Origin of the sequence: Thiorhodococcus fuscus (assembly GCF_042682685.1) — a bacterium.
Lineage (GTDB): Bacteria > Pseudomonadota > Gammaproteobacteria > Chromatiales > Chromatiaceae > Imhoffiella > Imhoffiella fuscus.
On the sequence record NZ_JBHUHX010000007.1, the window covers coordinates 1 to 12,338 of the forward strand.

13 protein-coding genes and 1 pseudogene are annotated in these 12,338 nt (G+C 57.6%); all 14 read right to left on the bottom strand.

Features of this window, described 5'->3' with window-relative positions; translation table 11 throughout:
* Nucleotides 1-256: 256 nt before the first annotated feature.
* Nucleotides 257-1,051, bottom strand: coding sequence for a class I SAM-dependent methyltransferase (locus tag ACFSJC_RS03170; protein WP_386023103.1), 795 nt, complete (start codon nucleotides 1,049-1,051; stop codon nucleotides 257-259).
* Between the two features lie 88 nt (nucleotides 1,052-1,139).
* A complete protein-coding gene (locus ACFSJC_RS03175) occupies nucleotides 1,140-1,748 on the bottom strand; it encodes a hypothetical protein (RefSeq protein ID WP_386023107.1) in 609 nt (202 codons plus the stop codon).
* A gap of 229 nt (nucleotides 1,749-1,977) precedes the next feature.
* Nucleotides 1,978-2,646 (bottom strand): pyroglutamyl-peptidase I, encoded by a 669-nt coding sequence (pcp, locus tag ACFSJC_RS03180; protein WP_386023110.1) that lies wholly within the window; start codon nucleotides 2,644-2,646, stop codon nucleotides 1,978-1,980.
* A 37-nt stretch (nucleotides 2,647-2,683) separates the two neighbouring features.
* Complete coding sequence (locus ACFSJC_RS03185) at nucleotides 2,684-3,397, bottom strand: transposase (protein ID WP_386023113.1); 714 nt, start codon at nucleotides 3,395-3,397, stop codon at nucleotides 2,684-2,686.
* Between the two features lie 80 nt (nucleotides 3,398-3,477).
* Nucleotides 3,478-3,870 (bottom strand): annotated as a pseudogene (locus ACFSJC_RS03190) (transposase); the annotation flags it as partial.
* Between the two features lie 94 nt (nucleotides 3,871-3,964).
* Nucleotides 3,965-4,522 (bottom strand): hypothetical protein, encoded by a 558-nt coding sequence (locus ACFSJC_RS03195; RefSeq protein WP_386023116.1) that lies wholly within the window; start codon nucleotides 4,520-4,522, stop codon nucleotides 3,965-3,967.
* Nucleotides 4,523-4,829: 307 nt separating this feature from the next.
* Nucleotides 4,830-5,282 carry a hypothetical protein gene (locus ACFSJC_RS03200; protein ID WP_386023119.1) on the bottom strand — a complete coding sequence of 151 codons (453 nt, stop codon included), beginning with the start codon at nucleotides 5,280-5,282 and terminating at the stop codon, nucleotides 4,830-4,832.
* Between the two features lie 137 nt (nucleotides 5,283-5,419).
* On the bottom strand, nucleotides 5,420-7,222 hold the full coding sequence (locus ACFSJC_RS03205; RefSeq protein WP_386023121.1) for a V-type ATP synthase subunit A: 1,803 nt from the start codon (nucleotides 7,220-7,222) through the stop codon (nucleotides 5,420-5,422).
* A 4-nt stretch (nucleotides 7,223-7,226) separates the two neighbouring features.
* On the bottom strand, nucleotides 7,227-7,874 hold the full coding sequence (locus tag ACFSJC_RS03210; protein ID WP_386023124.1) for a V-type ATP synthase subunit E: 648 nt from the start codon (nucleotides 7,872-7,874) through the stop codon (nucleotides 7,227-7,229).
* A complete protein-coding gene (locus ACFSJC_RS03215; RefSeq protein WP_386023127.1) occupies nucleotides 7,871-8,242 on the bottom strand; it encodes a V-type ATP synthase subunit F in 372 nt (123 codons plus the stop codon). The genes ACFSJC_RS03210 and ACFSJC_RS03215 overlap by 4 nt, the downstream gene beginning before the upstream one ends.
* Before the next feature lie 54 nt (nucleotides 8,243-8,296).
* Nucleotides 8,297-8,752, bottom strand: a complete 456-nt coding sequence (locus tag ACFSJC_RS03220; protein WP_386023129.1) for an ATP synthase subunit C — start codon at nucleotides 8,750-8,752, stop codon at nucleotides 8,297-8,299.
* Between the two features lie 70 nt (nucleotides 8,753-8,822).
* Nucleotides 8,823-10,697 (bottom strand): V-type ATP synthase subunit I, encoded by a 1,875-nt coding sequence (locus ACFSJC_RS03225; RefSeq protein ID WP_386023132.1) that lies wholly within the window; start codon nucleotides 10,695-10,697, stop codon nucleotides 8,823-8,825.
* Between the two features lie 74 nt (nucleotides 10,698-10,771).
* Nucleotides 10,772-11,833 (bottom strand): V0D/AC39 family V-type ATPase subunit, encoded by a 1,062-nt coding sequence (locus ACFSJC_RS03230; protein ID WP_386023135.1) that lies wholly within the window; start codon nucleotides 11,831-11,833, stop codon nucleotides 10,772-10,774.
* A 4-nt stretch (nucleotides 11,834-11,837) separates the two neighbouring features.
* Nucleotides 11,838-12,155, bottom strand: coding sequence for an ATPase (locus tag ACFSJC_RS03235; RefSeq protein ID WP_386023138.1), 318 nt, complete (start codon nucleotides 12,153-12,155; stop codon nucleotides 11,838-11,840).
* Between the last annotated feature and the right edge of the window lie 183 nt (nucleotides 12,156-12,338).

Here is a 12,338-nt window from a genome sequence, read left to right on the forward strand (position 1 = left end):
ATCGACCCGTATCCGGACTTTCAGTCCGTAGCTTCAACCCACCAGCTTTAGCTGGTGGTTGTTGAGTGTTGCAATGAATTATGATGTCAGTCATGAGTGGGCTGTGCGGTTTTGCCGTTGGCCTAACTCATCTCATTGCGTGCATTTTCAATAAGCCATGAGCTTACCTAGCGAATTTGATCCCGTTGGTCACGTCTTCTCCAAAGGGTTTTTGCCGCAGGCTCAGCGTCGCCTTTGTGTTTGAGAGAGGGGCAGGCTAAATACCCGCTCTTGTACGATTGTGTGATTTGGTGCCTTTAATGGAAAAAAGTAATGGAAGATCCTGATTGTTATGTTTGAGATAAAATTTACCCGGTTCTTTTTCTTCCATCTGGTCAAAGCAATTATACGGGCTGTAAGGGAACTCGTTAAATTGTCTAATTTCTATGCCGGCATTTATCAATGAGGTGATCACGTCGCTTAACGAATGAGGCCAGGTGTAAATGGATGATTTGAAGTTTTCGCTGTTTTCCGTGTATGTCCCATCTTCTTCGAAATCAGGTTCGGTTTTGCCAAAATACGAATATCCCGCGAAGAGATCATTGAAAGGATGAAATTCAACCATGTAGAACGTGCCATTTGTTTCAAGACAGTCTGCAATAATGTTTGCCCATTCCTGCAAGTCGGGAAGCCAGCAAATTGCACCGTATGATGTAAATACAATGTCGAATTTGGAATGTATTTCTCTTCCATAATCATAAATGTCCGCGCATAAAAATCGCGCGTCCAAACGCGTTTCTGTCTTCAGGTAATGTGCTTTTCTGATTGCTTCGTCAGAAAAGTCCACGCCTGTAACTATTGCGCCTTCTCGTGCCCATGAGAGAGTGTCCAAACCAAAATGGCATTGAAGGTGAAGCAGCGTTTTGTCTTTTACATTTCCAAGTTCAGATAGTTCAATATTATTGAGTGATGAGGCGCCATTTAGAAAACCTTCAACATCATAAAATTTTGAACGAAAATGAATTTTAGTCCGCTGGTTCCAATTGTTTCGATTAGTGTTAATGTATGTCACGATAGTTTTTCTGTTTTTGTGATGCACATAAAGCATAAATCAGTCGATCCCAAAACGCGCAGCGGTTTTTAGGCGCGGCTGATTTTTGTTATGCGATTATTATCTCCAAGTTTTCAATCAAATCAGAAAGGACAGTTTTTTTACCTGTTCTCGATTCAAAGAAAATTTGATTTTTGCTGCCGCCATTGATTTGGAATTCATTTTCCAGACTGACTGGGATTTGATTTTTTATTGATACCGATTTTAACCTTTCGATATGATGCTTGCCTCCAGCGCATTCGGAAAATTCATTTTCAAGGCGTTTAGTCCAACCGTTAGTGTCAAAATGATATTTGACAAGAAAAAATGTAGGGAAAACTTGAGTTTCTTCCATGATAATGGTCGTGTGGGCCTCGCAATCTTCTCCTACCCTGTAATTTATCCCTGCAGCGCTCAATCGCTTCAGGGAATCGTCTAGAGACGTTGCGCTCTTGAATGCGATGCCACTGAATCCTTTGAATTTCTTTCCTTCAATGCCAAACCTGAATCTAAAATTTATGAATTCGATGTTTATATCGCCAAAATTCACGCCAATGCTGGTGTATTCGTTTTTTTCTATCAAAGGCCATGCAAAAGGCAAACCTAGTTGTTCTGCTACATTGCTGGCAATTTTCAGAGGATCAGTAGTTTCAATCATAAGATGATCTATTTCGAACATTTTTTACTTCTCTTTTTGTTTCGTGTGATTATGTGTCTCGTCGGGTTTCAGGATCAGATGTACATGGTTCGTCATTAGGCAGAAGCCGAAGCGTTTGCCACAGCTCATCTTTCGGAAGAAAGGGGCGCTGGCTCAGTGAACTATGTTCTTGCAGTGGTTATTTTCTCATTGAGCGATGTATACTCTTTTTCTGTAAAATGAATTTGTCGTATTTTTGAATACCTTTTCGCTAAATCTGGAGCCGTGACAGAATTGGCTCCTCGATATCGCTCGGATTCTCGAGGACAGCCCGCAGTCCAATTTCGACACCCATTGCGGATGTTTCCACCGACATGCTCGGAGCCCCGAGATTTTCAGGTAGCGCGGCAACGCTAGGAAGATGGGGGGGATGAATCCATCCCGCACGAATGGGCAGGCTGTTGATGTGGATCCGGTGAAGGATTCCATACATCAGATGGTTACAGCAAAAGGTGCCCGTAACATCCGATGTATCGGAAGGAATGCCGGACTCTCGCATCGCCTTGACCATGGCACGAATGGGCAGCGTCGAATAGTATGCGGCGGGGCCATCGGCAACCGTCGGTTGACCCTGCAGGGAGCACCCATTGTTGTCCGCGAGCCCGTATCGTGTCGAGTCGTTCAAATTTTGGGCAATCCGCTCGACGGTCACCATCGCACGTCCACCATATTCACCCATCATGACCACGATGTCCGGCGATGTTTCGGCAATCGAATCCCACACAAAATCGATACATTCGAAAAAGTTATTCGGGACTATGCGCGGAACGATTACCGATTCATCGATACGCTTACCATCAAGCCTCTGAGCGACCGCTTCTGCCGGGTTTTCGGGTGTATTTCCATACGCCTCGAATCCCGTTAGCAATATCTTCGCCATGGGTATTCCTCGTTGCCGCAACTCGAAGGGGATGGGTTTACTTCGGCTCGTCATCAAACCTGGTTCTTCTCGGTCGACCAGGTTTGCGATGCTCGATTCGGCGATCGATCATGGCCTCGACTTGATCGGTGAAGCGGTCGCTTCCGGTCAACTGGCCACGCTGCAAGGCTTCGCGGATCAGATTCCATTCTTCTTCCGGAATCGCTTCATGGACGAACTCACGGTACCGAAGGGCACGCTCCTCGGCGCTCGCGCTCAAGGCCATGTAGCAAGGATCCGCATCGAGCCAGTCGTAGTCCGGGCTTTCCCGAGTGTGCCACCGATAGCTCGGCCAGGGGTAGGCGGCCGGTGACTCCGTCATCCCCGCCCGCACGGGGTTCAGTTCGACATAGCGGCAACAGGCGAGCAGGTAGGCATCCGTATCGATCGGGCTCGACTTGTATCGCCCCTCCCAGAGCGTTCCGCTCCGGGATTCCTGCCGGTTGACGAAGCGCGTTTGGCGTCCCGCCAGGCGTTTCATGAACTGCCCGAGATCGGCAATCGCCTCCCCGGGCTGCAGGATCAGATGGACATGATTCGTCATCAGACAGAAGCCGAAGACCTTGACGTCATAGACATGCTTGAAGGCTTCCAGCGTGTCGAGGTAGTAACGGTAATCCGCCTCCTCGGCAAATACCACCTGTCGATTGTGCCCGCGCTGCACGACATGGTGTGGATAGTTTGGAAGAATGACGCGCCCGATTCTTGGCATGTTGAAACCGGCTCTGATCCGAGTGCCTGTGTATCATGTCAGTATAGCGCTAAATAAATCTGTCCCCTTTTTCACCTCGTCATCCCCGCCCGCACGGGGTTCAGTTCGACATAGCGGCAACAGGCGAGCAGGTAGGCATCCGTATCGATCGGGCTCGACTTGTATCGTCCCTCCCAGAGCGTTCCGCTCCGGGATTCCTGCCGGTTGACGAAGCGCGTCTGGCGTCCCGCCAGGCGTTTCATGAGCTGCCCGAGATCAGCGATCGCCTCGCCGGGCTGCAGGATCAGGTGCACATGATTCGTCATCAGACAGAAGCCGAAGACCTTGACGTCATAGACCTGCTTGAAGGCTTCCAGCGTATCGAGGTAGTAACGGTAATCCGCCTCCTCCGCAAACACCACCTGTCGGTTGTGCCCGCGCTGCACGACATGGTGTGGATAGTTCGGAAGAATGATGCGCCCGATTCTTGGCATGCTGAATACCGGCTCTGATCCGAGTGCCTGTGCATCATGTCAGTATAGCGGTAAATAAATCTGTCCCCTTTTTTGATTCACTCGTTAGGCGATTCTAGCTCGCCTCTTTGTTTATTACTCCACAGTGTACTTTGAATCCAAATAAGCTGTTATCAGGAGAAGTGCCTATATAAGTCGCAAAACACGCATCGCCTGACTGTGTTTTGAAATCCACGCGACCGCCGGGCTCTTTGCTTTCAATTTTGTTGTTCACGACTACATCAATAACGCCATTAGAGCGCCGATTTGTTACTCCAAATGATGTTGTTTCGCCAAGCGTAGCGCCACTATCCATTCGAAGCCAAAAATCGGCTTGATTTGATACAACGCCAGCAGGTTTCTGTAATAGTTCTGCAGATGCTTCTACTGCGCGAGCGTGCTCTCTAATTTGGTCTAGTCTTTGTACTATTTCTGGCGCGACATTCTGGGATTTTGCCAGCTCTATTGCTTCTTCTGAAAATCCTACCAAGGTGCTAGTTCCTGCGATCGTTTGTTCAGGCGCATTTTGTATAGACAAGTAATGCTGAGCGTAAGCTCCTCCTAAAGCACTGATTACTGTCGCTACAGCGGTTATTACTGCAGCTATAATTGTAGCGTTTGTACTGCTTGCCATTTTCTTGCTCCTGAACGAAAAACAACGTAGAAATTCAGTAAATCGGTTTGAGCGTAAGAGCAGTGAAGCCAAGATTCTTATCTATGTCAGTGCCCAAGTATTGCTTAGCCCAGCTGGCTAGCAGAAGCGAGCGTGATTATCTGCCACATTCCGTATACATGGAACTGAACAGGCTATCCGATAATCTGGGGCTTCGCCTAACGTTAAACCTAAGCCGGCCCATACTGCGCGGCGATGAGGTTGAACAAAGCACTGAGCTAAGAGCGCAGTATGGGATCGGCTTTAGGTGCGTGTTAGCTGCTATTCTTTATTCCAGTGGTTTAAGGTTAAGTAGTAATTCAACACGTAAAACCAGTTTCTCGACGGTTTCTGAATTATTGTTTGCCTTTTCGCCTTCCTGTAACACATATGTTGACAAGGCACGAAGATGAGCTGCTGCTTTTTCTATTGCTTTCCTCTCTGGCAATACGCCAAAGGACAGATGCCGAACAACCGAATAAATTGGTACTGCATGTAATTTGGAAATAAGATTGCACGAGTTCTCCCTTAGCGCTTGCTGCGCATCTGCTGACGCTTCCTTGGATCTCCCTATGGGTGTATGTATGGTTGGTGCATAAAATGCTAGGTTGAATCGGACTTCTCCCACCGTCTTCCGCAATTCATGTAGCGGCTCAATAAGAAATTTTGAAAGAAGTTGGCCGACTATATATATGCTTACGCCGGCTAAAGCACCCCAAACAATTCTTTCAGCATCAGTCATACACGTACTTTTCGCATTTGCCAGCTAACAGTGATTTAGGCGGAATTTGCCTGTTATGGTGCTAGGCGGATGTCCAGATATCAATGATAGGCTGAAACCTATCGTCAGCGAAATCTCTGCTTCAAATCGCGCCATACCTATTCCGCTCCCGTCCCACCCTGCTTCGCATACTCAATCCGAATCCCCTCCATCGTCTTCTCCACCTCATTCCGAAACCCCTGTATCCGATCCAATTCCTCACTCGAATACATCGACTTGATCCTCCGCATCTTGGCCAATAGCGGCAAATTCTGCAACTCCGACACCGGCACCCCCAGCTGAACCAGCGATTCACCGCTGCGGTAGATCCCAATAGCCAGATCCAGCAAAGCAAACTGCTTGGCCGGTGAGCAAAAGGTATCGATTTCGTCCAGCGCACTCTGCTGCAGCACTCCTTCCTTTATGAGCGCGGCCCCTTCCAACTCCCAGCGCTGCGCATCGGACAGCGCCTCTGGCCCGACCAGATTGACGATGCGCGAGAGTTCGGCGTCGCGGGCGAGGAGGGCGAGGGCGGCGGCGCGGCGTTGTTCCCAGTTCGGGTCGACCTCCGTGTGCCACCACTGGGCGGCGGTCTGGACGTGGCCCGAGAAGCTGGTGACCCAGTCGATCGAGGGATAGTGTCGGGCGTCGGCCAGCTCCTTGGAGAGCGCCCAGAAGGTCTCGATGATGTCCTTGGTGTGGCTGGTCACGGGTTCGGAGAAGTCGCCGCCGGGCGGGGAGACGGCGCCGATGAGGGTGACGGAGCCGGAGCCGGCGTTGTAGGTCTCGACCCGGCCGGCACGCTCGTAGATGGCGGCGAGGCGCGAGGCGAGATAGGCCGGATAGCCTTCCTCGACCGGCATCTGGCCGAGTCGGCCCGAGACCTCGCGCAGGGCCTCGGCCCAACGGCTGGTGGAGTCGGCGAGCATGACCACGTCGTAGCCCATGTCGCGGTAGTACTCGGCCATGGTCATGCCGACGTAGACCGATGCCTCGCGAGCCACCACCGGCATGTTGGAGGTGTTGGCGACCAGCAATGTGCGCTCCATCAGCTTGCGGCCGGAGTAGGGGTCGTCGAGCTGGGGGAAGGTTTCGAGCACGTCGACCAGCTCGTTGCCGCGTTCGCCGCAGCCGACATAGATGACGATATCGGCGTTGGACCAGCGGGCGATCTGCTGCTGGACCACGGTCTTGCCGGCGCCGAAGGGGCCGGGGACCGCGCCTTTGCCGCCCTTGAGCTGGGGGAAGAAGCTGTCGATGACGCGCTGGCCGGTGATGAGCGGCGCGATGCCGTCGTCGCGACGTAGATAGGGACGTGGTTTGCGTACCGGCCAGCGCTGATACATGCTCAGCCGGTGGTCGTTGCCCTTGGCGTCGCGTACCCGGGCGATGGTGGATTCGATGTCGTAGGCGCCGGACGGGGCGATCTCTTCCAGCTCGCCCGCGACGCCAGGTGGCACCAGGATGCGATGGAGGATGGTCTGGGTCTCCTGGACCGTGCCGAGCACGGTGCCTGGGCCGATCTTGGCGCCGGCCTCTAGTCCTGCCGTGCGCTCGAACTCCCACTGCTTGGAGCGATCCAGCGCGGGGATGGAGATACCGCGTCGAATGTAGTCGCCCGATTCCAGCGCGATCTTGGACAGGGGACGCTGCACCCCGTCGAAGATGCCGCCCATGAGTCCCGGCCCCAGCTCGACCGAGAGCGGCCAGCCGATGCCGATAGCGGGTTCGCCGGGTCGCACCCCGTCGGTCGATTCGTAGGTCTGGACTACGGCCTGGTGACCGCGCAGCGAGATGACCTCGCCGAAGAGCCCCAGTTCGCCGATCTTGACCTGCTCGCCGCTGCGCACGCCGGGCAGTTCGATGGTGACGATGGGGCCGTTGATGTCGCGGATGACGCCGACTCTGTTTGCTTCGTTCATGCTTTCATCCGGTGAAGAGGTTGGCTGTGTCGAACCCGCCGGGAAGCAGGCGTTCGAGAATGGTTTGCTGGATCTTGGGGCGTAGCCGTTCGAGCCGCCCCTCGAAGGTCTGGTCGACCCGGATCCGGCCGTCGCTGCTGGTGATCAGCACACCGGCGAGCGTATCGATGGCGTGCGCGCTGGAGGCCAGCTCGACGGTCTTGCCGGTCGGGAGCGACTGGCTGACCTTTTCCCAGCGCGCATGGAGGCGGTGCTGGTCCTGGTTGTTGGCCGAGACCACGAGCCGATCGCCCTCAATGGTCGTGACGGCGTTGAGGATGAGACTGTCGAGCCAGGCGTCGTATTGCGCCTCATCCTCCATGAACCGTCGCATGCGGTCGGCGAGGCGCCGCTCGACGCCCTGCACCAGATTCCAGCGCATGCGGTCGAGATGGGTCTGCATCTTGAGTTCGCTGGCCTGCACACGCTGATGGAAGGCACGCTCGCCGAGCGACTTGGCGATGGCTTCCTCGCGCGCCTCGCGCAGACGCAGACGTTCGGCGGCATCGCGCAGGATGCTGTCGCGGCTGTGTCCGGCGCGCTCGTGGTATTCGCTGGCCAGGCGCTCGGCGCGGGCCAGGATGGCCCGTTCCAGTTCGTCTACCTGATTCACTGTGGTTCTCGCTCTCCGGTTTGACTGGATTCGAGTGCGGCGGCGCCGAAGAGGGCCGCCAGACGCCGAGCCACATCGCTGGAGAGCGTGGGCGGCGCGTTGAGCGCCGGCACCGCGATCACCAGGATGCGACCGCCCTCGCGCCGGGCCTGCTGCAGATGCGGGATGTTCTGACCCATGATGGCGTCGTCGACGATGACGAAGGTTCGCTCGCGCGTGCGTTGCAGGTCGCGGAAGATGCGATCGACCTCCTCGGGCGAGGGATCCGGGTGGACCTCGAAACCGATCAGGCGGAAGCCGTCCGCGAGCCGACCCTCGCCGAGGAACAGCGTGCGGGTCGGCTGACTCAGGTCCTGTTGGGTATCCATCTTAGGCTGTGTCCGGCTCGGATCCTGTTGACTGGCTCAAATCGTGCGCCCGGCTCAAATCTTGTTGAGCAGCAGGATCGAGATGACCAGACCGTAGATGGCGATACCCTCGGCCAGTCCCAGATAGATGAGCGTGCGGCCTAGGTTCTCGGGCTTCTCGGTGATCGCTGCGAGCGATGCGGCACCGATGGGGCCGACGGCGATGCCGGCGCCGATGGTCGAGAGACCGGTCGGAATGCCTGCGCCGATGATGGCCAGGCCCATGCCGGTGGACATCTCCTTGAGCCCCTCCGCCGCCGCGCCGGCGGTCTCCGGGCTGGCCAGGACGTCGTTGATCCCGAGCAGCAGCAGTGCGAGCTGGGCGCCGACGAAGACGACCAGTTGGGTTCCGAGGGCTGGCTTGTACCAGCCGCGAATCGAGGCGACGAGCCGTGGGCGCCATTCCAGATAGAGTCCAGAGACGATTAGGCCGAGAATAGCGACGGACATGAGGGCGACGAGCCAGTACATGGTGAGCTCCAAAGTCATGTGTGAATGGCGAGGTTGATGGTGAACGACGGGTGCTGGATTGGGCGACCCCTCACAAGAAGCCGCGACGGAAGCGCAGCGGTTTGAAGGCGTGCCCGTCCCCCGAGAAATAGCGCGAGAATCCTTCGTAGTACTGCAGACGCATCACCTGAATCATGACGATGCCGCCCTCCAGCACCAGGACGAAGAGGTTGCCCAGGATGACGGTGACCAAATGCCCGAAGGCGCCCATCATGTCCGCCAGTGTGAAGACGGCGATGGAGAGCGCGACATGGTTGAGGCTGAAGGCCGCGACACGCAGGAAGGACAGGGTGTTGGAGACATAGCCGATGACGGTCTCCAGGGTCTCGATGAAGACGACTAGGATCTTCTCGCCCAGCCCCCCGTCCTGGTGCCGCCAGCTGTGCCAGGCCAGCGCGGCGAGCGCGCCGAGGACCAGTACGACGGTGTGGATGCCGATTCCCCCGCCGCGCGCCATCTCCAGCCCGCCGGCGACGAGCGCCAGATAGAAGATCAGATTGACGACGCCGTGGTGTCCGAACAGCGCCCCCGACCAGTTGCGAATGACCAGACGGTTGTAGATGGCCAGTAGACAGGCGGTGGTGATGAAGATCACGCCCCAGACGAGCGCGATGGAGAGCATCAGCAAGGGATCGCTGAGCGGGCTCATCCAGAGCGCCGGCAGGACGTGCTCGTAGCCGAAGACGCTGCCGTAGAGCAGTCCGAAGCCCATCGAGGCGAGCCCCGCCAGCAGACCGAACAGCCAGAAGCGGCCGAGCTTGCGCCGCGCCAGGAAGGCGGCGCCGGCGATGACCGCGCCCTGTCCGAGATCGCCGAACATGCTGCCGAACATGAGCAGGAAGGTGATGGCGAACAGGGGCGTCGGGTCCACCTCGCCATAGGATGGGATGCCGTATTGATCGACCAGCATGGCGAATGGGACCAGGAGCCGGTTCTTGGAGGCGACGGTCGGAACCAGCGGACGTTCCTCGGGAAGCGGATCGCGCGTGGTCAGATCGAAGGGGTGGTCGAGCGTCTTGCTCAGACGCTGCTCCAGGCGTTCGACGGCGCGCGCGGGAACCCAGCCGGCCAGGTGCGCCAGATGTCCGGCGCTGCGCAGCGAGGTGTCCAGCTCCACCAGCGGCTCGGCCAGCATCAGGGTATGTCGGGCCTCGATCAGTTTGGGGCGCTGTGGGGCACCCCAGCGAACCAGCGTCTCCTCCAGTGCGCGGCGCTGCTCTTCGATGCCGTTGAGTCGCGCCGCCAGCTCGCGTTGCAGCTCGGCCGGGGGACGGTCGAGTCCCTGCGGGATCGGTAGCCGCTGGAAGCCGGCCGCCGATAGAACGGTCGTCAGCGTGGATTCCTTGTCGCCCTTGGGGCCGACGATGACCACGTGGGCGTTGTCGGCCTGCTGCATGTAGACGTGCAGGATGTGATGGGCCAGACCGACGGCGCCCTCCAGTTGACGCAGGTTTTCGCGCGGGACCAGGCCGATATGGATGTCGAGGAAGCGCGTCTCGGTCTGCAGCATTCCCAGATCGATATTGAGCTCGGCGAAGTTGGCCAGCGCCGCCTGCTGTTCCTTGACCAGGCGTTCCTCGTCGTCGAGCAGGCGGAAGTCCTCCTCGTAACCGGAGGTTTCGTCCCAGAGCGGGCCGAGCCAAGCGTTGAGTCGGACGAGTTCCTCGGCATCGATCACCCGGATGGGCGCGATTTCGGCGACGGGGTCGAGCGGGATGTGCCGGACGATCTTGTCCAGGCGCGACTTGGCCTGGATGAAGACCTCGCGGTACTCGCGTCCGGGCAGGCCGGCGAGCTGGGTCTCGGTCGGCGGGCGCGTGTCCGGGTGGAAGCTTTCGGTTTCGGCCAGGGCCAGGGACGCCTGCGGCAGGTTCTCGGTCAGAACCAGTAGGCGGACGTGCTTCATTGGCATGGGCCTCAACATAGCGGGGTCTCTTTATCCGATGGATTGGTTGGCGTCCGACTGGTGCCGCTCCCGCCTCAGGCGGCTTGGCCAGCGCCTGTGGCGCATTCCGGGTCGATGAGATTGAGCGCCATCTCGATCCGATCGTTCGGAAACCCTAACAGCCGTCCCTGAATCACGGCGAAGAGTCGCATCAGATCGGCCTCCCGGAGCATCAGATAGGCCAGCGCCCGGGCGGCGCCGGACGGGCTGCGCGCCAAGAGCCAGCGGATTTCGCGTTGGGTGTGGATCTCCATGCGCCGCTGCACGTCCGCGATGGTGCGGCAGTCGGCCATCGTCTGGTTCAGGGGTTCCGGGAGTGCCTCCAGGATGCGCTCCAGGTTTTCCAGATTCACCAGGTTGAGCAGGCGCTCGCGGGTCAGCAGACGGGGCGAGGGCACGAGCTGGTAGAAGGTCTCGGACGGCGAAAGTTGATAGGAAAAGCGGAAACGCAGCATCCAAAGCAGTGCGGTCCGGTCCAGCTCGACGCCGATGAGACGGCGCAGCGAGGGCTGCTGGTGGCTGTCGAAGGCGAGGATGCGGTGTGCCAGGTCGGCGAAATAGCGCTGATCGACCGTGGCCTCCAGGGCGAAGGGCTCGCGCTGCTGTTCGTAGACCTCGCGCGCCTGACGCGCGATCCGGTGATGCGGGCCTGCCTCAAGCTGGCGCAGCATTTCCAGAACGTTCTCGGCCCCGAACAGCGCCTGGTCGGGTAGCCGGATGCTCTCGGGCAGGGCGTAGAGATTGTCGCCGATGTCCTTCTGGTCCAGTTCGTAGAGCTTGCCCCGGATCAGCGTTTTGAGGTTGAAGAGTGCGTATTTGCGTCCCCAGGCCAGGAGCAGGCCGCGCTCGGCGGTTTGCATGGGGCGGATCAGGATCTGAAGCTCGGTCATCAGCAGCCAGATCAGGCTCTGTTCGACGGCACGGCTACGGGCGGCGGTCGCGTGCTGCTCGTCGAGCAGGGCGGCCAATCCGAAACGCTCGGCCAGTGCGGGCAAGGGCATCTGGATGAGTTGTTCGGCGAGTTCGGGCGGGAAGAGCCGCGTGGCCATCACCGACACGCGCGTGTTGAGATAGGCCTGATCTGCGACGTGACTCATGGCGTCAGCGCTCGACCCCGGTCAGGATCTGGAAGGCCGTCTCCAGGGCCGCCTCTTCGCGCTGTTCCGCCTGATCCCTGAGCTGGATGTGGCGTTCGTCGTAGCGGCGTCTGAGCTCGGCGATGGTCTGCTCGGCCTTCTCCTCGGACTTGGCGATGAAGGAGCGATGCAGATCCGGAATCCGAGCCGTGAAGCGTTCGTTCTCCGTCTTGGCGTCGGCGATGGCCTTCTGGATGATGCGTTCCTGTTCCGCTTCGGCGTGCTGAGCGATCTGTTCCGCGCGCATCTCGGCGTCGAGCAATCGCTTGAGTGTGTCGTCCATAGTGGATACCTGCGACTACTAGGGCTCTTGGGCCCATACATTACGCGAACCCGCAGAGAATTGCGCGCGGGCTGTCGAGGAATTGTACGCCTTCGAAGCGGTCTGAGACCGAGGCCGTTCAAGGACGACGCGCCGCCTTCATTCCCATGAACCCGGTCCGCTGCCGACCATGCGGGCCGCCAT

Bases quoted from the DNA above. Each gene is read 5' to 3' on its own strand.
- ACFSJC_RS03200 (WP_386023119.1), bottom strand. From the start codon at position 5,282: ATGACTGATGCTGAAAGAATTGTTTGGGGTGCTTTAGCCGGCGTAAGC.
- ACFSJC_RS03230 (WP_386023135.1), bottom strand. From the start codon at position 11,833: ATGAGTCACGTCGCAGATCAGGCCTATCTCAACACGCGCGTGTCGGTG.
- ACFSJC_RS03225 (WP_386023132.1), bottom strand. From the start codon at position 10,697: ATGAAGCACGTCCGCCTACTGGTTCTGACCGAGAACCTGCCGCAGGCG.
- ACFSJC_RS03220 (WP_386023129.1), bottom strand. From the start codon at position 8,752: ATGTACTGGCTCGTCGCCCTCATGTCCGTCGCTATTCTCGGCCTAATC.
- ACFSJC_RS03195 (WP_386023116.1), bottom strand. From the start codon at position 4,522: ATGGCAAGCAGTACAAACGCTACAATTATAGCTGCAGTAATAACCGCT.
- ACFSJC_RS03205 (WP_386023121.1), bottom strand. From the start codon at position 7,222: ATGAACGAAGCAAACAGAGTCGGCGTCATCCGCGACATCAACGGCCCC.
- ACFSJC_RS03215 (WP_386023127.1), bottom strand. From the start codon at position 8,242: ATGGATACCCAACAGGACCTGAGTCAGCCGACCCGCACGCTGTTCCTC.
- pcp (WP_386023110.1), bottom strand. From the start codon at position 2,646: ATGGCGAAGATATTGCTAACGGGATTCGAGGCGTATGGAAATACACCC.
- ACFSJC_RS03175 (WP_386023107.1), bottom strand. From the start codon at position 1,748: ATGTTCGAAATAGATCATCTTATGATTGAAACTACTGATCCTCTGAAA.
- ACFSJC_RS03185 (WP_386023113.1), bottom strand. From the start codon at position 3,397: ATGCCAAGAATCGGGCGCGTCATTCTTCCAAACTATCCACACCATGTC.
- ACFSJC_RS03235 (WP_386023138.1), bottom strand. From the start codon at position 12,155: ATGGACGACACACTCAAGCGATTGCTCGACGCCGAGATGCGCGCGGAA.